General features: G+C 52.2%; 22 protein-coding genes. 7 read left to right on the top strand and 15 right to left on the bottom strand.

Annotation, left to right across the window (positions count from 1 at the left end; all coding sequences use genetic code 11):
- Positions 1–4: 4 nt before the first annotated feature.
- The 4 genes from proC to msrB form a co-directional block, all read right to left on the bottom strand.
- Positions 5–826 carry a pyrroline-5-carboxylate reductase gene (gene proC / locus P3X23_RS01310; RefSeq protein ID WP_300872358.1) on the bottom strand — a complete coding sequence of 274 codons (822 nt, stop codon included), beginning with the start codon at positions 824–826 and terminating at the stop codon, positions 5–7.
- A complete protein-coding gene (locus P3X23_RS01305) occupies positions 801–1,385 on the bottom strand; it encodes a cell division protein SepF (RefSeq protein ID WP_300872356.1) in 585 nt (194 codons plus the stop codon). Before P3X23_RS01305 ends, proC begins: the two co-directional genes overlap by 26 nt.
- A 282-nt stretch (positions 1,386–1,667) precedes the next feature.
- Positions 1,668–2,192 carry a sensor histidine kinase KdpD gene (locus P3X23_RS01300; protein ID WP_300872354.1) on the bottom strand — a complete coding sequence of 175 codons (525 nt, stop codon included), beginning with the start codon at positions 2,190–2,192 and terminating at the stop codon, positions 1,668–1,670.
- 21 nt (positions 2,193–2,213) lie between these two features.
- Positions 2,214–2,621, bottom strand: coding sequence for a peptide-methionine (R)-S-oxide reductase MsrB (gene msrB / locus P3X23_RS01295; RefSeq protein WP_300872352.1), 408 nt, complete (start codon positions 2,619–2,621; stop codon positions 2,214–2,216).
- A gap of 128 nt (positions 2,622–2,749) precedes the next feature.
- On the opposite strand from msrB, the gene P3X23_RS01290 reads away from it, so the two are divergent.
- On the top strand, positions 2,750–4,126 hold the full coding sequence (locus P3X23_RS01290; protein ID WP_300872350.1) for an isochorismate synthase MenF: 1,377 nt from the start codon (positions 2,750–2,752) through the stop codon (positions 4,124–4,126).
- Here P3X23_RS01290 and P3X23_RS01285 read toward each other — a convergent pair.
- The 7 genes from P3X23_RS01285 to P3X23_RS01255 all read right to left on the bottom strand — a co-directional run bounded on the left by P3X23_RS01285 (position 4,123) and on the right by P3X23_RS01255 (position 9,561).
- Positions 4,123–4,407, bottom strand: coding sequence for a hypothetical protein (locus P3X23_RS01285; RefSeq protein WP_300872348.1), 285 nt, complete (start codon positions 4,405–4,407; stop codon positions 4,123–4,125). The two genes, P3X23_RS01290 and P3X23_RS01285, sit on opposite strands and share 4 nt — an antisense overlap.
- A gap of 190 nt (positions 4,408–4,597) precedes the next feature.
- Complete coding sequence (gene petH, locus P3X23_RS01280) at positions 4,598–5,758, bottom strand: ferredoxin--NADP reductase (protein ID WP_300872346.1); 1,161 nt, start codon at positions 5,756–5,758, stop codon at positions 4,598–4,600.
- 162 nt (positions 5,759–5,920) lie between these two features.
- Positions 5,921–6,931 (bottom strand): diguanylate cyclase, encoded by a 1,011-nt coding sequence (locus tag P3X23_RS01275; RefSeq protein WP_300872343.1) that lies wholly within the window; start codon positions 6,929–6,931, stop codon positions 5,921–5,923.
- A 33-nt stretch (positions 6,932–6,964) separates the two neighbouring features.
- Complete coding sequence (locus P3X23_RS01270) at positions 6,965–7,522, bottom strand: methanogen output domain 1-containing protein (RefSeq protein WP_300872340.1); 558 nt, start codon at positions 7,520–7,522, stop codon at positions 6,965–6,967.
- Positions 7,523–7,677: 155 nt separating this feature from the next.
- On the bottom strand, positions 7,678–8,139 hold the full coding sequence (locus P3X23_RS01265; protein WP_300872338.1) for a PAM68 family protein: 462 nt from the start codon (positions 8,137–8,139) through the stop codon (positions 7,678–7,680).
- Between the two features lie 5 nt (positions 8,140–8,144).
- Entirely contained in the window at positions 8,145–8,414 is a 270-nt protein-coding gene (rpsO, locus tag P3X23_RS01260) for a 30S ribosomal protein S15 (RefSeq protein WP_300872337.1), read from the bottom strand.
- A 106-nt stretch (positions 8,415–8,520) separates the two neighbouring features.
- A complete protein-coding gene (locus P3X23_RS01255; RefSeq protein WP_300872336.1) occupies positions 8,521–9,561 on the bottom strand; it encodes a LysR family transcriptional regulator in 1,041 nt (346 codons plus the stop codon).
- Positions 9,562–9,938: 377 nt separating this feature from the next.
- Here P3X23_RS01255 and P3X23_RS01250 point away from each other — a divergent pair, with 377 nt between their 5' ends.
- Positions 9,939–12,116, top strand: a complete 2,178-nt coding sequence (locus P3X23_RS01250; protein WP_300872335.1) for a CHASE2 domain-containing serine/threonine-protein kinase — start codon at positions 9,939–9,941, stop codon at positions 12,114–12,116.
- A gap of 19 nt (positions 12,117–12,135) precedes the next feature.
- Positions 12,136–12,369 (top strand): FeoA family protein, encoded by a 234-nt coding sequence (locus P3X23_RS01245; protein WP_300872333.1) that lies wholly within the window; start codon positions 12,136–12,138, stop codon positions 12,367–12,369.
- Here P3X23_RS01245 and P3X23_RS01240 read toward each other — a convergent pair.
- The 4 genes from P3X23_RS01240 to aat all read right to left on the bottom strand — a co-directional run bounded on the left by P3X23_RS01240 (position 12,366) and on the right by aat (position 17,334).
- Positions 12,366–13,997 (bottom strand): CTP synthase, encoded by a 1,632-nt coding sequence (locus tag P3X23_RS01240; RefSeq protein ID WP_300872331.1) that lies wholly within the window; start codon positions 13,995–13,997, stop codon positions 12,366–12,368. The two genes, P3X23_RS01245 and P3X23_RS01240, sit on opposite strands and share 4 nt — an antisense overlap.
- A gap of 79 nt (positions 13,998–14,076) precedes the next feature.
- Positions 14,077–14,421 (bottom strand): helix-turn-helix transcriptional regulator, encoded by a 345-nt coding sequence (locus P3X23_RS01235; RefSeq protein ID WP_300872328.1) that lies wholly within the window; start codon positions 14,419–14,421, stop codon positions 14,077–14,079.
- An 86-nt stretch (positions 14,422–14,507) separates the two neighbouring features.
- Positions 14,508–16,193, bottom strand: a complete 1,686-nt coding sequence (locus P3X23_RS01230; RefSeq protein WP_300872325.1) for a B12-binding domain-containing radical SAM protein — start codon at positions 16,191–16,193, stop codon at positions 14,508–14,510.
- Between the two features lie 550 nt (positions 16,194–16,743).
- A complete protein-coding gene (gene aat / locus P3X23_RS01225) occupies positions 16,744–17,334 on the bottom strand; it encodes a leucyl/phenylalanyl-tRNA--protein transferase (RefSeq protein ID WP_300872322.1) in 591 nt (196 codons plus the stop codon).
- Positions 17,335–17,380: 46 nt separating this feature from the next.
- On the opposite strand from aat, the gene P3X23_RS01220 reads away from it, so the two are divergent.
- From P3X23_RS01220 to ligA, 4 genes are all read left to right on the top strand, one after another.
- Positions 17,381–17,908, top strand: a complete 528-nt coding sequence (locus P3X23_RS01220; RefSeq protein ID WP_300872320.1) for a pentapeptide repeat-containing protein — start codon at positions 17,381–17,383, stop codon at positions 17,906–17,908.
- A gap of 107 nt (positions 17,909–18,015) precedes the next feature.
- The gene (locus tag P3X23_RS01215) at positions 18,016–19,008 is read left to right on the top strand and encodes an SDR family oxidoreductase (RefSeq protein ID WP_300872317.1); all 993 of its coding nucleotides are present in this window, start codon (positions 18,016–18,018) and stop codon (positions 19,006–19,008) included.
- Positions 19,009–19,016: 8 nt separating this feature from the next.
- Complete coding sequence (locus P3X23_RS01210; RefSeq protein ID WP_300872315.1) at positions 19,017–19,940, top strand: NAD(+) kinase; 924 nt, start codon at positions 19,017–19,019, stop codon at positions 19,938–19,940.
- Between the two features lie 29 nt (positions 19,941–19,969).
- On the top strand, positions 19,970–21,919 hold a 1,950-nt coding region (gene ligA, locus P3X23_RS01205), incomplete at its 3' end, for an NAD-dependent DNA ligase LigA (RefSeq protein WP_367186464.1).

The raw sequence follows: 21,919 nt of genomic DNA, 5'->3' as shown, positions 1-21,919 counted from the left end.
GCACTTAGTTGAGGGATTGGGCACGCTCGTAGGCCGCTTTCACTGTTTGCATCAGGGTTCCACGCACACCAGCCGCTTCCAGTACTTCGAGACCGGCAATGGTTGTCCCCGCAGGACTGGTGACCGCATCCTTGAGTTGCGCTGGATGCAGCCCGCGCTCATTAAGTAATTGTACTGTGCCTGCTATTGTGCCATAAACGAGTTCCTGTGTCAGCGATCGCGACAAGCCTACTGCAACTCCGGCATCACAGAGCGCCTCCACAATCAGTGCCACAAAAGCAGGACCAGAGCCAGATAAGGCTGTCACAGCATCCATTTGCCCTTCACTAACAGCCACCACTTGCCCTAGGACGCCTAACAAATTCCTCATCCTTTGAATGTCTAGTTCACTGGCTGCGCCATCGCTGGCTAGGGCAATTACGCCGGCGCCCACTTGTGCCGGTGTATTGGGCATTGCCCGAAAAATTAACCGCCGCGGAAAGAGTTGCCGCAGCCGCCCGCTGGAAATCCCCACCATGATTGAAAGGACAACTCCCGAACTTTGAGCCACCGGCGTATCCGCCAATTCTAACTCAATATCAGCAAAGCTCTGTGGCTTGACGGCCAGTAGGAGAGTTTCAGCGGTGGCTACCTCTAGGTTTGTTGTCACGTTAACCCCATAGGTGTTGGCTAAATACTGCTGGCGCTGGGGCGATCGCGCCGATACCCAAACCTGCTCCGGTAACAGACCATCTGCAAGGAGTCGGGCAAGCATGGCCTCCGCCATGCGACCACAGCCAATGATCCCAAGGGCAGGCACCCTAGGCACTGCGCTGTTGTTGGGCATCCATACCCCAGGGGGGCGGTGGAGCAACAGGTGTTGGTGTTCCGGTTGAGCGAACCCCACCCATTTGTGTGCTCACTTGAACACAGCTGGGCGTAAATAGGAAAATACTTTCGCCAATGCGTTCTTGGTGACCATCAATGGTGTAGGTAGCACCGGCAACAAAGTCCACTGAGCGTTGAGCTTGCTCTGGCTCCATTAAGGTCAAATTCAGCACCACAGACTTGCGCTCCTTAAGGGCTTTGATCACCTCAGGCATTTCACTAAAACTGCGCGGCTGCATCACCAAAACTTCTGCCACTGCACCCCACCAGCGACCCGTATTGGGCATACCAATTACATTTGAAGAATTAGAAGGACTTGCTCCTGTCGGCACTGAACCGGTGGTCACCGGGGGGGATGGGTTGGTGTCAAAGTCATGACTCAAGGTTGGCCGTGATGTGGGCAACGGTTCCACGTCAGAGTTCATGGTTACCGCTCGTGGCGTTCCTTGAGGGTATTCCTCATCGTAAATGTCAGTTTCTGGGGTTAGACCCATAAGGTCACGGAGTTTGCCCAACATAACGACTCACTATTGCTCCCGATAAACGTAGGTAGTTCTAAAGTATCTAACGCGCCATGGTGGAGGTCACCACGACAGTTCAGGACGGTAAAAGCCAGATGATATGTTTCGTGTTTTAACAACTCTAGTTTCGTGGCTAAAAGGGAACCTATGCACGAACATCCACGCTAGTTGCGTTAAAACAGGAGAATTCAACTGGCTATTCTACACGAAACCTAAAGAAGAAGATAATTTGGCCTTAAGTGTCCCGCTTTTGCACGGGTTTGTCAAGTGCAAGAATCTCTAAGTGGTGCTGGCTAGCGGAAAGGTTACTCCCTGAACTTGGCTCTGTTCAATTCCTATTTGACCCCTATGAGGGGCAATAATTTGTCGGCAAAGGTATAGACCTAAACCAATCCCACGGCAATGGTGGCTTTCACTGCCGCGGTAGTAGTAGAGATCAAAAAGGTGCGATCGCTGGTGAGGACGGATACCCACACCATTGTCCTTAACCGTGCAGTCTGAACCTCGGCCGTTAGCGCGATTGTTCTGCCGCGAGGGTTGTAATTTGGCACGTGGTGTGCGCTCCTTTTGCAGAGCCGCAAAATAGTGAGGATAGTCACTGGCAGTCAGCGTCATCCCTGCGGTAAAGCCCTGTGCCGACTGTCGAAACAACTGCACACATTCAATCTGCTGGCGATCGCCCGAATAAAACCAAAGACTCACCCGCTCCACCTTCAGATTGCAGGCACTCGTACGGAGAATGTCCTGCAAAATCTCCTCAAAATTGGCTCCGTGGAACGGCTGCCGCCGCGCCAGTTTTACCAAAATGCGGTTGAGACACAGGGGTCACGAAGCGGGAGCAGATTCAGGGATAAATTCCAGTGCGGCTGAGTTGATACAGTAGCGCAGTCCTGTGGGTGGCGGGCCATCCTCAAAGACATGACCTAGGTGGGCATCACAGACATCGCACAGAACTTCCGTGCGCACCATGCCATGGGAAAGATCCCGTTCCATGCGGATATTTTTGGGGTCAAGGGGTTGCCAAAAACTCGGCCAGCCAGTGCCAGAATCATACTTTGTCTCGGAGCGAAAAAGCGGCGTACCACAGCAGACACAGCGATAGAGACCGGGCTTTTTGTTATTCCAGTAGCAGCCCGTAAAGGCGCGCTCTGTTCCCTTTTTGCGGGTAACATAGTACTGCTCAGGAGTAAGTTGAGCTTGCCATTCAGCATCAGTTTTAACAACCTTAGCCATTTTTGCCTCAGAAATAGACAGTGATCTTACTCTTCAGCATAATCAGGGATATCGGCAAGTTCCAGTTTTTTTGCCAAAGGTTCCCTGCCAAGGGGAAAATGTAAGGGCAATCTTGACCTTGTTTGGTTATGCCCGTTTCGCTGCCCCTCACCTTTGATTTGTCCTCTGAGTCCGAGTTTTATACTCAGGTCAGCCCTGGAATTCAGGCAGCAAAGCAGGCCAATTGCCAGTTCCTGAGTCTGGGACTGCCTTTACCGACGGTTGATCCGCTAATGCTGTTGGCTGGCCTGATGCATGTTAGTGGCGAAAGTGAGCATTTTTACCTTGAGCAAGCGGGGCAGATCGTTGCTGCCTGTGGTGCAGTGGCCACCAGCGATGTTCAAGGAGATCAACGGTTTGTGGAACTCCAGCGCTTTAGTGAACAAACCCTCAGCCGCGTGTGGGCGATCGCCCCAGCCGAACCGCGCATCTTTTGTCAGTTTAGTTTTTGGGAGCACACAGGCTCTAACCGGGGGGTCTTACCCCGCTGGCAAGTGATTCAGCATCTTGACCATGTTTGGCTCACCCTCAATTGTGCCTTAGAAACCAGTACACCTCATCGCCTTTGGCAAGACTGGCAACTAGTGCAGCGGGCACTAACACACCTTCTTGCTGACCCGCCCCCTTGTCCACCGCCACGGGCGATCGCGCTACCGCCTTTGAACCAGCAATATGAACAATTCATTGCGAGTGCCAATCGTGCCCTCCAGCTCCTAGGGGAGGGAGACCTCAAGAAATTGGTTTTGGCTGCCGCCCTCACCCTAGAGCAACCCCAGGGGTTTAGTTGGCTGGGGACGTTACACAACCTGCGCCAGCACCATGGCAACTGCTACATCTTCAGTGTTGGTCAACAGCGGCAACACGTGTTTGTGGGAGCCAGTCCCGAACGGTTGGTTAAAATTGCCAATGGCGTTCTCTGTGCCGATGCCTTGGCGGGTTCCCGTCCGCGGGGGCAAACCCGGCAAGAGGATCAAAACCTGCGCCATGGCCTCTACCAAAGTCCTAAGGAGCGTTACGAGCATCAGGTGATTGTCGAGTTTCTCTGCCAAACCCTCCAGCAGCTCGGCCTGATCTGTGAGGTGCCTACCCAGCCCCGCATCCTTGAATTGAGTCATATTCAACATCTGCAGACCCTAGTTCAGGCTCCCGTTCCTCAGCCAACTCATATTCTCCAGGTGGTTGCTGCCCTCCATCCTACCCCAGCAGTGGCGGGGTATCCCTCTTTACAAGCACAACACTGGCTGCGGCAACTGGAATCCTTTGATCGCAGGGGCTATGCCGCTCCCCTTGGCTGGGTGACACCCAACGGAGAAGGGGAGTTCATTGTCGGTATCCGTTCTGCTCAGCTTCAGGGAAACTATGCCCATCTCTTTGCTGGAGCTGGTATTGTTAAAGGCTCTCAGCCGGAACGCGAATGGCAGGAAATCCTGTGGAAATTTCAGACAATGATCTCCGCTTTGGCCTAGCGTAGCGGTGGCTGCTTCTTACTGATGGTCAGCATTGGCAAGGGTGGAGAGGATTGGGGGGGCAGGGCATATTGGGGTACCTTCTCTGGTAGAGAACGTCCCGGCGATCGCTGAAGTAAGCGCAAGAGGAGCGCACTTCCCATTAGACCTAGACCCAATAGCAATAGACCGTTGTAGCCCCCCAAGCCACCAATGGTCGAATCAACCCCTCCCATCAGCAGGAGGAAGGCAGAGATGGGTTCTTTACGGTAAGCTTTGCGCAAAAAGCGAGGATAAATCATAGGCGATCGCTCAGTGACTCACCATTAGAATATGGGAATACGAACAGCTTGGCGTTAAATGGGCTACATTCTAGCAACCCTACGCCAAAACAGGTATTGATTTTTAGGTATTTGGCTACTTCTATCCTGACAGATATAAAGGTCAATCGGCATGGACAGCAAAAGGGGGCGTCGCCCCCAAATGCTCTCTCTAGTAGGTTTCCACGTGCCAGCGACCTTCTTTCTTGAGCGTGCCCTTGAGGAATTCCTGCCAATCGGCACCATTTTTGGCCGCCGCAGCTGTCATTGCTTCATCAATGCCCGGCTCCATCCCCCTGAGACCACACATATACACATGGGTATTTTTCTTCTGGAGGAGTTGCCAAATTTCATCGGCGTGCTCGGCAATGCGACCTTGGATGTACATCTTGCCACCGTCGGGGGTTTTCTGTTCGCGGCTGATGGCATAAGTGAGGCGAAAGTGATCCGGATAGCTTGCCTGGAGTGCCTCTAGTTCATCCTTGTAAAGGATATTTGCGGTGTAAGCGACACCAAAGAAGAGCCATGCCAGCCCCTTGAACTGATAATCGGGGTTATTTTCTTTGAACATGCGCCACAAAAAGGCACGGAAGGGAGCAATGCCGGTTCCCGTTGCCAGCATAATAATCGTTGCTTCTGGATCATCGGGCAGAAGCATTTCTTTCCCCACTGGTCCTGTGATTTTCACCTCATCGCCGGGTTGCAGTTGGTTCAAGTAGGAGGAACACACGCCATAGATGGTTTCACCCGTCTCTTTGTCCTTGTACTCTAGACGCCGCACACACAGTGAGACTGTTTTATCATCTTGAAAGTCACCGTGGCGAGTCGAGGCAATGGAGTAGAGGCGCAGTTTGTGGGGTTTGCCGTTGGCGTCGGTACCCGCAGGAATAATGCCAATACTTTGGCCTTCGAGATAGCGCAACTCAGTGCCAGAAATATCAAAGATGATGTGCTTGACGGTTCCCTCGCCCCCTTCACGCACTAACTCTTCATTGGAGATGACCTTACCAATGCAGGGATTGTTAGGACGATAGATATTAATGGGAATATCAACTTTCTTTTCTTTAACAGGGGCAGCATCATTATTGGCTAGGAGTTCAGTGGTGGCACTCAAGGGCGCACCTGAACCGTTGAGGGGTTGAATGCTGACAATTTTGCCCCCCCAGCGGGTAATTTGCTGCATAAACTGATTCATGCGGTCATAGGGAACGTTGAAAAACTGACTGCCACTGTTGCGGATGGCGTAGTCAGTTTTATCGGTCTCGGCATTTTGTCTCAGTCCTACCACTTCATAGCGAAACATCCGACTGCCAGAATTCGTCGCATTGTACATGGGCTACACGATCTCCAAGAAATTAACTCAGCTTTACATTTTGCAACACAACGTCCCAGCCGCGATCAATCAGTTATCACGTTTTGGCTACGGGATTGCCGTGCTTTGGCCACCCACATTATATCTAGCAGGGGTAGCGACAGGGGCTTTCTCTAGCGGGGGCTAAATTTCTTGCCCGGCCAAGACAAGTTCACTCCCCCCAGTGTAGGTTTGCAAAACATAGCGATTGCGCCCTGAGCGTTTGGCCTCGTACAAGGCGGCATCGGCGGTTGCCACCAGCTCCGCCATTGGGCAGTCCCCAAGGGTGGGGGTCACGATGCAAATGCCGGCACTGACGGTGAGGTAGGGCTGCACTGGCGAACTGGCATGGGGAATCCCTAGGCTGCGAATGTAGTTCAAAATCCGTTCTACAACACAAACAGCAACGTCATGGTAGGTCTGGCGCAACAGGAGAATAAACTCTTCACCGCCATAGCGAGCCACCAAATCGGTCTCTCGTAGTTGGGATTTAAAGGCTTGGGCAACCCGTTGCAGGGCGCGATCGCCCGCCAGATGACCATAGGTATCGTTGTAGCGCTTAAAGTGATCAATATCCAGTAGGGCAATGGCAAAGGGGGTATGGGTGGTAGCCGATTCCCGCCAAGCCGATTCCAGATGGGCCTCAAAGGCACGCCGATTTGCCAATTTGGTCAGGCTATCTTGCTGTGAGACCCCCTGTAGATGGTGATTTTCCGCCTCTAGTTGTTTTTGCCGTTGCTGTAGCTTGACAATTAGAGCTGTTTGCCGTGCCATTTGCTGTTGCAAGTGCTGAAACTGTTCCCGTTGGACGATAAACTGCCGTAGAAACCGAGGCTGGCGAAAGAGGCGCAGCAGAATCAAGGGGGGCTGACAACGGTGAATACCCACCGCCTCCACCTCAATTTTTTGACCTTGGTGGCCTTGGAGAGTGCCGGGTACCATTTGCGTGGCCTGTTGCCAGAGGGGTAGCCATTTATTGAGTTTTTCTGGGGGAGTGGCCACCAGTTCCCTGAGGTTGCGATTGAGAACATGACCGCCAAAAAATTCACGGCCTTTGGAGTTGATGGCCACAATGGTGCCTTGGGCATTTATGACCAACATTGGCTCTGGCAGCAGATCAATCCATGCCTCAATATCGAGTGTAACGTTGCTCATCTTGACCCCGCTGGCATGAAGGAAGTGGCTGGCTTAGACTGGCTCTATGCGATAGTATTCTCGCCCTTTGGCAGTTGAGGCAGCGGCAGTGGGCTGGGTATAGATCAGCACACGGCACCCTTGATCCCCATTGGCGATCGCCTCTTCAATACAGACCTTGGCATAGCCTAAATGATCCGCCACAATCACGCCAAACACATTCGAGGTCATCATGCACAACGAGGGATGACCAACGACACCACTGCCAAGGGGGCAACGCTGATTGCCCAAAATAATGCGTTCCTCATCCTGCTCTATCAGGAAAAATCCCCCTTCAATGCGATTTTTGAGGTCAATAAGAATTTGGGCAACCGTCTTAGCATCAAAGGGGCGATCGCCGAGGGCTTGGGTATAAAGTTCGTTGATTTGATTCCCCATTTGTTGCCCTACAAGTGCTATAAAGCCCGAGGCATCCTCCAGACCCACAACATCTTCAAGGGTTTCTGCCACTAATCCCAGTAAATGTTGCAGAAAGCTAGAGGACTTTAGGCCAATGGGTAGATTGCTCACATTGATGTGAGCCTCAGCGGGGGACATTTCCGCTGCTGTCATAAGGGTTGTCCTAGGGAAACAGAGTTTGAGCGAGTTACCAAAATCGTGTAACTCTTTCAATCTATAGTAAATAAGCTAAGAGAAATAATAGGAATCTATAAAAAATTCTTCACACTTTCCTAGTTAGAGAGGCAGACACAAGTCAACGATCGCGCCTATTCAGCATTTTGCGATCGCTGCCCTTGATAGGCCTGCCAACTCTCCACGACGCGACCGAAATTGGTGCGGAACTCTCGCCAGCCGAGCCAACTTCCCTGTTCGTGTTCATCCCAAGAGGCAGAAAGAATGCCATAGCTCAGTCCTAGGGCACCAAGGCCAAAGAGACTGAGACTGGTGATGACAACGGCTATATTGGGCAACTTAAACCACCCCTCATGAACCATGAAATAGCTTAGGGGAAACGTCATCAATCCCAAAAGAGTAGGGGTGCCGCAGAAAATGGCCATCCGGGCAACCATCCGCTGGCTAACAATTTCAGGAATCCCTGTACTTTTGGCTTGCTTGGGTGCAGATTTTGAGACATTAGAACGGACGGCTGCGGTGGCAGGAGCTTTGAAGGGCTTGGCTGCTCCTTTTTTCTTTTTAGGTTCAAAAGGCAGATCCGACCGTTTTGCCATTGTCCTTAACCCCGAATTCCTAGACGTTCAATGAGTTGACGATAGCGTTGGGCATCATGGCGATGGATATAGGCCAAGAGCCGCTTGCGACGGCCAATAATTTTCAGTAATCCTCGGCGAGAGGCGTAATCTTTTTTATTCGCCTTTAGATGTTCGGAAAGCTGCTTGATCCGCTCCGTGAGGATGGCAACTTGGACATCCGCAGAGCCAGTATCCGTAGCGTGGATTTGGTAGGCGTTAATGATTTCTTGTTTGACGTCGTGTTGCAAAGCCATGGTCATCAATTGTGAACAGCGCGATCTATTATCATACTCCGTTTTTTTGAAATAAGAGGCTTCTTGGAGGGCGACTATCCTACCTGTTGGCTAGCACTATGCTGCTCTAAGAATTGCTGACATTGGTGCTGTCTTCCTCAATGGGGGCGATCGTCAGCAGTTCCTTGAGGGGTTTTTCACTATCGGAAATCGGCGGTTTGGCCGTTGTCAGTTCTGTATCAATAGCAAAGGTGGCAAATTGGGTGAGAATTTCACGGCAGAAGACCTCTGCTGCCCGCGATCGGTAGCGATTGGGATTGGTAATCAGCGACAGTGTGCGTTTCACAACCACATTTTCAATGCTCACCCGCCGCAGGCTTCCCAGTTGTAGCTCTTTCTCAATGGCGGAAACGGAGACAAAAGCAGCTCCTAAGCCCGACTGCACGGCATTTTTAATCGCCTCGATGGAATTTAACTCCATCTCTACCTTGAGGCGGCGAGGGTCAATGTTGGCGCGCTGAAGAACCTGATCAATCACCTTGCGAATCGTGGATTGGGCATCGAGGGCAATAAAGCCCAGTTTGTACAAGTCTTCTTTGGTTAGTGTTTCTGCAGTAGCCAAGGGATGGTCTACCGGTAAAACCAGTGCCAGTTCATCCTCAGCATAGGGGGTCACAGTGATTTGCTCACTTAGTTCCGAGGGGACTTCACCGCCAATGATTGCCAGATCAATTTGGCCGTTGACCAAACTCCAGCAGGTGCGGCGGGTGGAATGTACATGCAGTTGAACAGCAACTTCGGGATACTTGCTGCGAAATAGCCCAATCATGCGGGGCATCAGGTAGGTGCCAGTGGTTTGACTCGCCCCAATGATGAGTGTCCCCCCTTGCAATTTTTGCAGGTCTTCGATGGCACGGCAGGCTTCATGGCACAGGGAGAGAATTTGATCGCCGTAGGCCAGTAGGAGTTGTCCGGCTTCGGTGAGTTGGGCGCGGCGTCCCCCGCGATCAAATAGGGGAACATCCAGTTGGCGCTCAAGGTTTTGCACCTGTAAACTCACTGCGGGCTGGGAGACGTAGAGGCTGTCAGCGGCTCGCTTAAAGCTTCCTTCGAGGGCGATTGCCTTCAGGATGCGCAATTGATCAAGGGAAAAGGGCAATTCGGACATAGGTAGAGAGGCCGTCGGCGTGCCATTGAGAGGCGTTTTTCTGAACTTATCAGGAATCATGCCCAATTGATTCTATCCCTGCAAAAAGACTTTGGCGTGCTAGTGACGTAAAACAGCACGTCTGAACCCATTGTAAGGGTTGGGTTTCCTCTAGGGAATCGCTGACTTCTGTTACATGTTGTTACGTTATTTCGCTATGCAGCCACCGATCGCCAATCCGGCTGTACCCGAACATTCGCCGGCATTTGTGACCTCTTGACCCCATACTCAGTTGCTCATCCTCCAGCAGCAGAGAAAAGGGACGATTTCCCTTGGCTAAAATCGGTCTAGGGATGCGCTCGCAGAGCCGCTACACAATTGCCCGAGGAGTTAACATCGTGCCCTACGCTTGGCTAAAGTGGCTGCCGCTGCCGGTTGTTGCCACCACCCTAGGGGTGGCTGCTGTGGTAATTGGCATGCGCCAACTGGGACTGCTCCAGCCAGCGGAGCTAAGTCTCTATGACTTTTATGTGCGATCGCAACCCGCCCGCGACCCTGATTCGCGTATCCTGACGGTGCTGGTGACAGAGCAGGACATTCAAGCCCAAAAAACGTGGCCGCTGCCAGATGCTACTGTGGCGGATCTGCTCACCCGCCTCAATGCGGCGAGTCCTCGTGCCATTGGCTTGGATATTTTTCGTGATTTGCCCCAGCCTCCCGGCCATGATCGGCTGCAAAACATGATTCGCATCAACCCGCGCATTATTCCAGTGTGCAAATCAACGGGGGAAACAGCAGAACAACCCGAAGTGCCCCCACCACCAAGTATTCCTACAGCACAGGTGCCAGAGCGGGTGGGCTTTGCCGATATTCCCCTCGATAAGGATGGCGTCATTCGCCGCAATCTATTTGCAATCAGCAATCCTAAGGCGCAGCGGTGTACAACGCCCCTTTCCTTTGCCCTAATGCTGGCACTGCGTTATCTTGATCAGGAGCCAACTCAGACCATTAAACTCGATGACAAGGGTTTAACCCTGAATGATGTGCACTTTCCTCTGCTGACCAGTGATGCCGGTGGCTATGTGGGCATAGACGATCGCGGGATGCAAACCCTGCTTAAGTACCGCTCACGCACCGCAGTAGGGCCGACAGTTTCCCTAACGGATGTCCTGAGCGGACGGGTAAGCAAAGACTTAATTCGCGATCGCGTAGTTTTGATTGGTGTGTCTGCACCGAGTATCAAGGATATTTTCCTCACGCCCTATAGTGGTAGTGATGCGGTGACGCAGCAAATGCCGGGGGTAGTTGTCCATGGCCAGATGGTGAGTCAATTCCTGAGTGCTGCCCTCGAAGGGGAAGGTCCCATTTGGTACTGGCCACTGCCGCTGGTGCTAGGTTGGATTCTCCTGTGGGCCGGGGTGGGCAGTGTGCTTGGCTGGTGGTTGCGGCAACCGCTGTGGTTGGGTATTGCAGGAGTGGGGGGGCTAATTGTTCTCTTTGGTGGTGGCTTTGGCGTTTTTGTCATCGGGAGCGGCTGGATTCCCGTGGTACCGCCGGCGATCGCCCTAGTGCTCAGCAGTGTGGGCATGGTGGGCTACGTTAGTTATCAGGCGCAGCAGGAGCAGAAATTTTTCCAAGCCAAAGTGCAGGAACAGGAAAAAGCTTTGGCGTTATTGCGATCGCTGATGGCTGAGGATACAGCAGCCCTCAATGCAGCACTGCGAGAACCGACAGAAATTACAGGTAAACCCCGATCTCTCCTCAGTGGTCGCTACAAAATCCAAAAAGTCTTGGGTTCAGGGGGCTTTGGCCGCACCTATTTGGCCCAAGACACCCAGCGACCGGGAAATCCCCTTTGTGTCGTCAAGCATTTGCGTTCGGGACGCACCGATGAGCGCTTTATGCAGGTGGCACGGCGACTCTTTAATACCGAGGCAGAAATCCTTGAAAAACTGGGACGCCACGATCAAATTCCCCTTTTGCTTGCCTATGTTGAGGAAAATCAGGAATTCTATTTGGTGCAGGAGTTTATTGATGGGGCTTCTCTGAGTGAGGAATTACAACAAAAACACAGTGAAGCCCAAGTCATCCAACTCCTCCGAGAAATCTTAGAAGTGCTGAGTTTTGTCCACAGTCATTATGTGATTCACCGCGATCTTAAGCCCGACAATATTATTCGCCGTGCCAGCGATCGCAAGCTAGTATTGATTGACTTTGGGGCAGTGAAGCAAATTCAACCCCAAGAAGTGGAGAAAACCCAAGGGAGCACCGTGGTCATTGGTACGATGGGGTATGCTGCGCCAGAGCAGCTCTTTGGTCAGCCCACCCTCAGCAGTGATATTTACGCTGTGGGCATGATTGCCCTGCAAGCCTTAACCGGCATTAAGCCCTGCGATCTACCGCGAGATTCGCAGACGGGTGAAGTGGATTGGCAACAGTGCGTTACAGTCAGTGAAGGTCTAGCGGCCGTGCTCAATAGGATGGTGAAATTTAACTTTAGCGATCGCTATCCTTCAGCTAAGGAAGCCCTGCAAGACGTGCGGCGTTTAGGGACGCCCGCTTTATCCGTTTTGTGAATCATTTTGTGAATCGTCTATGGTGCTCTCTGACCTCCCTCTGGGTACTTCGGCGCGTATCACTGCCATTGAGGGAACAGCTGCTTGGCAGCGCCGCCTTGCCGCCGTGGGATTTACGGTTGGCCAAACCGTTACCCTACTGCGTCGTGCCCCCTTCAGTCAAACATTAGCTGTACGGGTGGGAACCCTGACCGATGTGGCCCTACGGGCAACGGATGCCAGCACTATCCTTGTGGAACCGCTGAACAACTAGAGAGTTGGCACTAACTGGGAATGCTCACAGTTGGAATCCTTAGCTGCTGCCGCCAGCAAGCCGTAAAAGAGAGGATGGGGGGCATTGGGACGAGAACGAAACTCGGGGTGAAACTGCACGGCAATAAAGAAGGGGTGAGCCGGATACTCAATAATTTCCACTAAGCGGCCATCGGGAGAGGTGCCTGTAATTTGATAGCCCGTTTCCAAAAAGAGACTGCGATAGGCATTGTTAAACTCGTAGCGGTGGCGGTGTCGCTCGTAGATGACCGTTTCCCCGTAGAGCTTTTCGGCAAGGGAATTGGGGGTTAGGCGACAGGCATACAAGCCTAAGCGCATCGTTCCCCCCAAATCAACAATGTCCTGCTGTTCGGGCAACAGGTGAATCACCGGATGAGGAGTATTGGCATCAAACTCGGCACTGTTGGCATTCTCTAAACCCGCAATATGGCGTGCCCACTCAATCACCGCGCATTGCATCCCCAAGCACAGACCCAAAAAGGGGATCCCCTGCTCACGGGCGTATTGAATAGCTGCAATTTTGCCTTCAACCCCGCGCATGCCAAAGCCTCCAGGCACAACGATGGCCGCAACATTGCTGAGGGCATTGTCCACACCGTTGTCAACGATTTCTTCGGAGTTGACCCAGCGGATACGCAACTCCTGATCAAGGGCGATCGCTGAATGCCGCAGGGCTTCCACCACCGAAAGATAAGCATCGCTGAGGCGCACATATTTGCCAACGATTGCCACCTCCAACGGCCTGTGGGAACGGTAGAGCCGCTCCACAAGGGCTTGCCACTGACTGAGATCCGGTTGCCGTTGTTCCAAGTTCAACAAACTCAAGACTTGGGTGGCTAACCCTTCGCGTTCAAGCAGTAGGGGCACTTCATAGATGCTTTTGGCATCCGGCGAGGGAATCACACATTCCACAGGGACATCACAAAATTGGGAGAGCTTTTCCTTGATGCCAGGAACAAGGGGGCGATCGCAACGGCAGATGAGAATATCCGGCTGAATACCAATAGATCGCAACTCCTTCACCGAGTGCTGGGTCGGTTTTGTTTTCATCTCCCCTGCCGAGGGAATCCAAGGCACCAAGGTTACGTGCATAAACAGCACATGGTGCCGCCCCACCTCGGTGCGAAACTGGCGGATTGCCTCCAGAAAGGGCAGCGACTCAATATCGCCAACAGTCCCCCCAATTTCAATAATCACCACATCGGGGTTTTTGTCCTTGGCCACCCGCAGAATGCGTTCTTTAATCTCATTCGTAATGTGGGGAATCACCTGCACCGTTCCCCCCATGTAGTCACCGCGTCGCTCTTTATTAATTACCGCCTGGTAGATAGATCCTGTCGTCACGCTATTGAGGCGAGACATGGGTGTATCTGTAAAGCGTTCGTAGTGCCCCAAGTCCAAATCCGTTTCGGCACCATCGTCGGTCACAAACACTTCCCCGTGCTGGAAGGGACTCATCGTCCCCGGATCCACATTAATGTAGGGATCAAGCTTGAGGATCGACACAGAATACTGCCGTGATTTTAATAGGCGCCCTAGACTAGCGGCGACAATTCCCTTCCCGATACTGGAGACCACACCGCCAGTCACAAAAACATATTTCGTCATTGCTGAATGCTAGCGCTGAGCCGCAGAGGGCATACTCATTAAAACCTACGCAACTATTCTCGCATATTGGGGATGGCGCCTAAGAGAAATTATGCACCAATTCTTTGACCGCTTGGGACTGCTCCTCAATCCGCTGCCTCAGCCGCTGGCACACCAGATCACACAGGGGAAAGATTGTCGGGTCAGCAATTTCATAATAGACCGTGACTCCTTGGGGTTGTCGCCGCACTAGACCAGCCTGAGCAAGGGTTTTCAAATGCTTTGAGACATTGGCTTGCCCCAAACCCGTCTCTTGAATAATCTCTGAGACATTGCGTCGTCCCTGTTTTAGGGCACAGAGCACTTGCAGACGACTTGGTTCCGACAGGACCTTAAAATAGTCGGCAACATGGGTGAGCAAGCCAGGGGAGGGGAGGTCAACCATAGAAGTGTAGATTAAAATAACTGAGCTTAATAATTCTATTATATGACTGTCCAGTAAATAAAGTCCCCCTCTTAGGAGCGGGGAGTTCAGCGTAGTTTCACTGGCAACTTGATAGCAGGTTTGGATAAGGCGGCTGTTGTGTTCCGTCGGCGTAGGCGTTGGGCATAGAAGGACGCCGCTTCATCCCCACGGGCACATTCTTGGGCAAAATTAATTAGATGATGCCCGACCACACCCACGTGGATCACTTGTTCAACTTGACCTTTTTTCAGGGCAGGCCATGCCAGTTTCCAAAACGTCTTGCGATAGCTGCTCCACAGACCGACATGCCAGAGGAGATTTTTCATAATCCGCAGTCCCCGCAGGATATTTTCACGGCTGAGGCGGGCTGGGCTATTGGGCACGGCAATACGGTTGGGATACGTGTGCTCCATTTGATAGGCAAACCGCTCGTAGAGGAATTCTGGTTCATAGGCGGTTGTGATCGTACGGCGCCACATTTCCACCACTTCTTCGTAGGGCATTAGGAACTCAACATTTGACTCGCGGTTTTCATCATGGTTGAGGCGGCTTTCAGCTTCAAGGCGACGCCAAAGGGGAGTATGGGGTAGGGCGTGCAACAGGTTAATCGTCAATGTGGGGATGTGGGAAGCACGAATAAACTCAAGAATGCGATCGCCCGTTTGTGGCGTATCCGTATCAAAACCAATAATGATCCCAGAGACCACTTCCATACCGTAGTGATTGAGGGTTTGCACGGCCTGCAAAATCGGCATACTTAGGTTTTGATCCTTGTGGATGGCATGAAGTGCCTCAGGTTCTGGGGTTTCAATGCCACAGAAAATCGTACAGAAATAGGCTTCCCGCATCATTTCTAAGAGTTTTGGGCTTTGGGCAATGTTCAGGGTTGCTTCGCAAGCAAATTGCAGGGGATAGCCATTGGCCTTTTGCCAGTCAATGAGGTGCGGCAGCAGTTCAGTCACTGCTCGGCGATTGCCAATAAAGTTATCGTCAACAAAATAGACCGCCCCCGGATTTCCAGAAGCCAGCATTGTATCCAGTTCCTTGAGGATCTGCTGCGGCGTTTTCAGGCGCGGATTGCGGCCATAAAGTTCGGGAATATCGCAAAACTCACAGCGAAAGGGACAGCCACTGGAAAACTGAACACTGCCGAGAAAATAATTTTCCATGCACACATGCTGGTAGGCAGGGATGGGAAACTCACTCAGCGGTAACCGTGCCGTGGTTTTAAAGATCAGTTGTTGAGGTGGCCGCTGGCTGCCGTACTCATCAAAGTAGGCAATCATTTTATCGGTGGCATCTCCCAGTTCCCCTACGTGGAGAATATCCACATCAGGATAGTATTCTGGACAACTGGAGACCGAAGGTCCTCCCAAGGCAGTAAGTTTACCGTGACGATGGGCAATTTCATTGATTTCTAAAATTTGTGGCCGCTGGATGTGCATACCGCTGGTAATGACAATATCAGCCCAAGCATAGTCGGCATCGGTTGCTGGACGCACATTTTCATCAATGAAGCGCACCTCCCAAGATTCTGGGAGATAGGCAGCCACCAACAAAATCCCTTGGGGCGGCATAAAGGCGCGCACAGTGCCCATAAGGGGGTAGGCGTGGTGAAACGTACCAAAGGAGCGGCTGTAGGGGGGAAAAATGCAAAGAATCCGGCGATGGTTACAGGGGGTATAGGGGACTCGACCACCGGTCATCTCAGGAACCAGTTTAATCTCATCGGTGCTCCGGCTGAGGTTCATAGCCCACGACTCCTACCTACACGCAGTTTTCATTAGGTATAGCCCATCAATGCGGCTATCGCCTAGGTTTTATACCGGCTCTTTGTAACATTAAGCTCGATAAATAGGTCTTAAACGAAGGGATTGTTTATCCTAAAACCACAGTCATGTCGGCAGGAGATCTTTGTGGCTCGTCCTCGCAATTACAGAAAGCCCTGAAGAACAGTAACGCCGCCTACAGCCGTTTTCTATCCAGGTTAATTTTGCGGCAGAGCCAGACGACCGTTCCTCGTCGTCCTATGAAAACGGTTGTGCAACACAAAACCAATGCCCGATGGCAGAAAGGCTTGCAGAGGCTCTACTGGCTTGAGTCATGACTTTTCCACAGCCGCCCACCAGTTACCCAGTGGCTCCATTGCAACGAGTCCACCCTTCCTCATTGGCTGAAGGCCTAGCGCCAAGGGAGTTATTGACAAATGACGCCGGAAGTATCTGCTCTTTAACGGGCTAGTGATCCATGACACAGCCTCTATTAGCCCTATCTTCAACAAATTAAAGGGGGATTAGAGCATTAAAGAAATTGACAGGGTTTACGAATTGCCTGTGCCAAGAGCTGCTGATACTGGCGATCGCTGACAACATATGCCCCAAAACGCTCAAGATGGGGATTTTGCAGTTGGGCATCAAAAAGTAGAAAACCCCGCCGCCGCAGATGTTCCACCAGTTTCACCATCGCCACCTTCGAGCCATCGGGGATGCGATAGAACATGGACTCACCAATAAATGCGCCACCAATAACAATGCCAAGAATGCCCCCTGCGAGTTCATCGCCCTGCCAGGTTTCAAAGCTCACTGCCCAGCCCGTGGCGTGCAGCAAATAATACAACTGCTGCAGACGGGGAGTTATCCAAGTATTGGGGCGAGCGGCACAGCCGGCCACTACCGCCTTAAAGTTACGGTTAATCGCTACCTGGAAGCGATTTTGATTCAGCAATCGCTGCAGGGATTTGGGGTAGCGAAACCGCTCATCAAGGGGAATTAATGCTCGGCGGTGACTGGTGTACCACTCTAGGCGATCGCCCTCCCCCATGAGGAAATAGCCTTGGCTGTAACCGTTTTCAATAATGGCTTTCCGGATCCATACCGCTGCAGGAAGATGCATACTGATAGGCTGAAGATGTAAGGCTAAAGAGAGAGGAGTCCTGTCTATGCTACTCCCATCCTCCGTTGTCATTGCTACGCTTCGCCGCTTTTGGCGCTGGTGGGTGGCACTGTTTTTGGCCATCCTTTGGATGTTATCTACCCCCATGGGGGCGATCGCTGAAGACTATACCAAACAGGCCCTCATTAATATGGATTTTTCTGGACGGGATTTGCGGGGTTCTGAATTTACAAAGGCCAACCTTTTCCACAGCAATCTCAGTCACGCCAATCTTCAGGGGGTAAGTTTTTTTGGAGCCAACATGGAGACGGCAAATTTAGAAGGGGCTGATCTGCGCTACGCCACATTGGACACTGCACGGCTGACCAAAGCCAATCTCACCAATGCCATCCTTGAGGGCGCCTTTGCCTTTAACACTAACTTTGACGATGCCATCATTACCGGCGCCGACTTTACGGATGTGGAATTACGGGAAGATGCCCAGCGTAAACTCTGCAAGGTGGCTAGTGGCATCAATCCAGTTACTGGCCGCAAGACATGGGAAACACTCCACTGTGAAGACTTTGTGGCTTAGTCCATCTCCAGTTTGCTCCAAGGAAGGATGATCCCCAAAGGCGATCGCCCCCGTCGGGAATTCTGATAAAGTATTACAAAAGTTAAGATTTATGACTAGAGTTTTTCATGAACATTTTTATTGTTGGCGGTACGGGTACCTTAGGACGGCAAATTGTGCGCCGCGCCCTAGATGAAGGGCATCACGTCTATTGTTTTGTCCGCAGTCCAGCCAAAGCCACGTTTCTGCGGGAATGGGGCGCGACTATTCTTCAGGGAAATCTCTGTGCTGCCGACAGTATTCTTGAGGCATTGAAGGATGCCAAGGCCTCAGTGGTGATTGATGCCTCTGCCACTCGCCCCACCGACACACTGACCATTGAAGCAGTGGATTGGCAAGGTAAAGTCAACTTGATTCAGGCTGCCCAAGCTGCTGATGTTCAACACTTCATCTTTTTCTCAATCATGGGAGCGCAGGACTATCCCCACGTGCCCCTAATGCAGATTAAACACTGTACCGAAGACTTCTTGCGTGAATCAGGACTCAACTACACGATCCTGCGTCCCTGTGGCTTCTTTCAGGGCTTGATTGGCCAATATGCGATCCCGATTCTGGAAAATCAATCCATTTGGGTTTTGGGAGAGTCCACTGCTATTGCCTATATGGATACACAGGATGTGGCTAAATTTGCCGTGCGTGCCATTGACCGACCCGCCACCTACGGCAAAACTTTTGACCTCGCGGGCACCCGGGCTTGGACAGCGGATGAAATTATTAAGCTGTGTGAAAATCTCTCAGGACAGGAAGCAAAAATTACCCGCTTGCCCATTGGGGTTTTGCGAGCGGCACGGCAAGTCACCCAGTGGTTTCAGTGGACATGGAACATTAGTGATCGCCTAGCCTTTACAGAAGTGATTGCCAGCGGCCAAGTCTTCAATGCTCCGATGGAGGAGGTGTATCGCACCTTTGACCTTGATCCTAGCGAAACCCTAACCCTTGAGGCCTATTTACAGGACTATTTCACCCGAATTCTGCGTAAACTCAAAGAATTGGATTACGAAAAAGCCAAACAGAAAAAATCTGGACGCAAAAAACGCAGTCCCTTTAAATCCACCCCCTAGGAGTTGCTGTGAAGGCGGGGATCATCTACAACGAAGGCAAACCCCTTGCGGTCGAATTGGCCAACCATGTCCGTCAAATTTTAGAGCTTCAGGGCTGGGAAGTGCACATGGCCACGGGAATTGGTGGGATTCTCGGCTATTCCCGTCCCGATAGTCCCGTCTGCCATACCCCGATTGATCAACTAGTGCCCCCCGGCTTTGATACTTCCATGGCTTTTGCAGTGGTGCTCGGCGGCGATGGCACAGTTTTATCTGCGTTCCGTCAGTTGGCCCCCTGTGAGATTCCTCTGCTCACCATCAACACCGGGCACTTGGGTTTTCTCACTGAGGGCTATGTGGCCGATCTTGAACCTGCTCTTGATCAAGTGCTGCGGGGGGACTACACAATCGAAGATCGCACCATGCTCACGGTTCAAGTCCTGCGGGATCAAACGGTTATTTGGGAAGCCCTCTCCCTTAATGAAATGGTGATCCATAAAGAACCCCTCACGGGGATGTGTCATTTTGAAGTGGATGTAGGTGCCCATGCCCGCGTCGATATTGCCGCCGATGGCCTCATTCTCTCCACCCCTACAGGCTCTACCGCCTATGCCCTCTCAGCGGGCGGCCCCGTGATTACCCCTGGTGTAGCGGCCTTGCAATTGGTGCCGATTTGTCCCCACTCTTTGGCCTCCCGTGCCCTTGTCTTTGCCAACAGCGAACCCGTGTGGATTTATCCGGCAAACCCCTTCAAGCATCTGATTCTAGTGGTGGATGGTAATGCTGGCTGCTACATCCAGCCAGAGGATCAAGTCTTTGTCCAACGTGCCCCCTACCGCGCCCGCTTCATTCGCCTGCGTCCCCCAGAATTCTTCCATGTCCTGCAGCAAAAGCTGGGTTGGGGACTGCCCCATGTTGCCAAACCGCGCCCCAAGAATAGTACAGATCGATAGAATAACTGGTTGCAAAGGAACAACCAATGATGACAGCAGCCGAACGAATTCAGCAACTGCGGCATCTACTTCAGCGTGCGAGCTACGCCTACTATGCTCTCGATCAGCCGATCATGGAAGATGAGGTCTATGACCAGCTCTATCGCGAACTTCAGGCACTAGAGGCCGCTCATCCTGAATACATTACCCCTGACAGTCCAACACAGCGGGTTGGCGAGGCACCCGTCAACCAATTTGAGAGTGTCAGCCATCGCATTCCCCTCTACAGCCTTGAAAATGCCTTTACATTTGCCGATATGGTGGCATGGCAGGAGCGCTGGCAGCGCTATTGGCGCACCTTACGGCAAGAAGAGCCATTGCCCACTGCCCACTATGTCTGTGAACTAAAAATGGATGGTGTTGCCCTTGCCCTGACCTATGAAAAGGGTTTATTGGTGCGGGGGGCAACGCGGGGGGATGGTCTCCGCGGTGAGGACATTACCAGCAATGTACGTACGATTCGCACAATTCCCCTGCGGCTAGCTGTAGAGAACCCACCCCCAATTGTTGAAGTGCGCGGAGAGGCCTTTTTGCCGTTGGAACGCTTCCATCAACTCAACCAAGAACGCCAAGCTCAGGGAGACCCGCCCTTTGCCAATCCGCGCAATGCCGCAGCGGGTACTCTCCGTCAACTGGATCCCCGCATTGTTGCTCAGCGTCAACTGGACTTCTTTGCCTACGCCTTGCATTTGCCTGAAGGGGGCACTGTTCCCTTGGGGGAGGAACTAGAGGGTAAACCCCAATCGCAACGCCAAGTCCTCAGTGCCCTGCAACGCCTTGGTTTTCGCGTCAATCCCCACAATGCCGACTGTCCTAACCTAGAGGCGGTAAAAAGCTACTATGAGCACTGGCAAACGGCACGCCACGCCCTTCCCTATCTAACCGATGGCATTGTGGTCAAGCTCAACGATCTAGCGCTGCAACAGACGCTGGGTTTTACACAAAAATTTCCCCGCGGCTGCATTGCTTGGAAGTACGAACCGGAGCAGGCAATTACCGACGTAGTGGCAATTACGGTTCAGGTGGGACGTACAGGTGCTTTGACCCCTGTGGCTGAACTCGTGCCGGTGCAACTTGCCGGGACAACGGTCTCGCGGGCAACGCTCCACAATGCAGACTATATTGCTGAATTGGATCTGCACATTGGCGATAAAGTGGTGATCCACAAGGCAGGAGAAATTATTCCAGAGATTGTGCGGGTGTTTCCGGAATTGCGACCGACGACGGCTCGACTCTTTAGGATGCCGACAATTTGTCCCGAATGCCATCAACCCGTTGTCCGCCCTGCTAATGAAGTAGTGAGTCGCTGTGTTAATCCTCAGTGTCCGGCGATCGTGCGCGGGCAAATTCTCCACTGGGCAAGTCGGGATGCCTTGGATATTCAAGGGCTAGGGGAAAAGCTGGTACAACAATTGGTGGCCAAGGAATTGGTGCGCACCCCTGCGGATCTCTATCGCCTCAGGGCAGAACAACTCCTGAGCCTCGAGCGTATGGGTCAAAAGTCCGCTGATAAATTGTTACAGGCGATCGCCGACTCAAAACAACAACCGTGGCCACGGGTACTCTATGGCCTAGGTATTCGCCATGTTGGAAGTGTCAATGCCCAAGTGCTTGCCAGTCACTTCAAGTCTGTTGAGGAGTTAACCACCGCCACCGTTGCCGATCTGTGTGGGGTTTATGGCATTGGTGAGGAAATTGCCCAAGCCATTCATGAGTGGTTCCAAGCCCCAGAGCACCAAGCCCTCATTGCAGACCTCAAAGCCTTGGGGCTACAACTGGCAACAATAACTCCCACTGCATCAACGGCAGGACAAGCCCTGACGGGCAAACGCTTTGTGATTACAGGCACCCTGCCCAGCCTCAGCCGTGAAGCGGCCAAAACGCTGATCCAGCAGCATGGTGGTCAAGTAAGTGAGAGTGTGAGTCGGCAAACGGATTAT

It is taken from the genome of Thermosynechococcus sp. Uc (assembly GCF_029335995.1).
Classification (GTDB): Bacteria; Cyanobacteriota; Cyanobacteriia; order Thermosynechococcales; family Thermosynechococcaceae; genus Thermosynechococcus.
This window is presented reverse-complemented; position numbering and strand designations above follow the sequence as displayed.

Excerpts from the sequence above, each read along its gene's own strand:
- rpsO (WP_300872337.1), bottom strand. The coding sequence starts at position 8,414 with ATGGCTTTGCAACACGACGTCAAACAAGAAATCATTAACGCCTACCAA.
- P3X23_RS01285 (WP_300872348.1), bottom strand. The coding sequence starts at position 4,407 with ATGATTTATCCTCGCTTTTTGCGCAAAGCTTACCGTAAAGAACCCATC.
- P3X23_RS01240 (WP_300872331.1), bottom strand. The coding sequence starts at position 13,997 with ATGACGAAATATGTTTTTGTGACTGGCGGTGTGGTCTCCAGTATCGGG.
- P3X23_RS01275 (WP_300872343.1), bottom strand. The coding sequence starts at position 6,931 with ATGAGCAACGTTACACTCGATATTGAGGCATGGATTGATCTGCTGCCA.
- proC (WP_300872358.1), bottom strand. The coding sequence starts at position 826 with ATGCCCAACAACAGCGCAGTGCCTAGGGTGCCTGCCCTTGGGATCATT.
- P3X23_RS01265 (WP_300872338.1), bottom strand. The coding sequence starts at position 8,139 with ATGGCAAAACGGTCGGATCTGCCTTTTGAACCTAAAAAGAAAAAAGGA.
- P3X23_RS01235 (WP_300872328.1), bottom strand. The coding sequence starts at position 14,421 with ATGGTTGACCTCCCCTCCCCTGGCTTGCTCACCCATGTTGCCGACTAT.
- P3X23_RS01215 (WP_300872317.1), top strand. The coding sequence starts at position 18,016 with ATGAACATTTTTATTGTTGGCGGTACGGGTACCTTAGGACGGCAAATT.
- P3X23_RS01220 (WP_300872320.1), top strand. The coding sequence starts at position 17,381 with ATGCTACTCCCATCCTCCGTTGTCATTGCTACGCTTCGCCGCTTTTGG.
- P3X23_RS01245 (WP_300872333.1), top strand. The coding sequence starts at position 12,136 with ATGGTGCTCTCTGACCTCCCTCTGGGTACTTCGGCGCGTATCACTGCC.
- P3X23_RS01305 (WP_300872356.1), bottom strand. The coding sequence starts at position 1,385 with ATGTTGGGCAAACTCCGTGACCTTATGGGTCTAACCCCAGAAACTGAC.
- petH (WP_300872346.1), bottom strand. The coding sequence starts at position 5,758 with ATGTACAATGCGACGAATTCTGGCAGTCGGATGTTTCGCTATGAAGTG.
- P3X23_RS01270 (WP_300872340.1), bottom strand. The coding sequence starts at position 7,522 with ATGACAGCAGCGGAAATGTCCCCCGCTGAGGCTCACATCAATGTGAGC.
- msrB (WP_300872352.1), bottom strand. The coding sequence starts at position 2,621 with ATGGCTAAGGTTGTTAAAACTGATGCTGAATGGCAAGCTCAACTTACT.
- P3X23_RS01255 (WP_300872336.1), bottom strand. The coding sequence starts at position 9,561 with ATGTCCGAATTGCCCTTTTCCCTTGATCAATTGCGCATCCTGAAGGCA.
- aat (WP_300872322.1), bottom strand. The coding sequence starts at position 17,334 with ATGCATCTTCCTGCAGCGGTATGGATCCGGAAAGCCATTATTGAAAAC.
- P3X23_RS01290 (WP_300872350.1), top strand. The coding sequence starts at position 2,750 with ATGCCCGTTTCGCTGCCCCTCACCTTTGATTTGTCCTCTGAGTCCGAG.
- P3X23_RS01230 (WP_300872325.1), bottom strand. The coding sequence starts at position 16,193 with ATGAACCTCAGCCGGAGCACCGATGAGATTAAACTGGTTCCTGAGATG.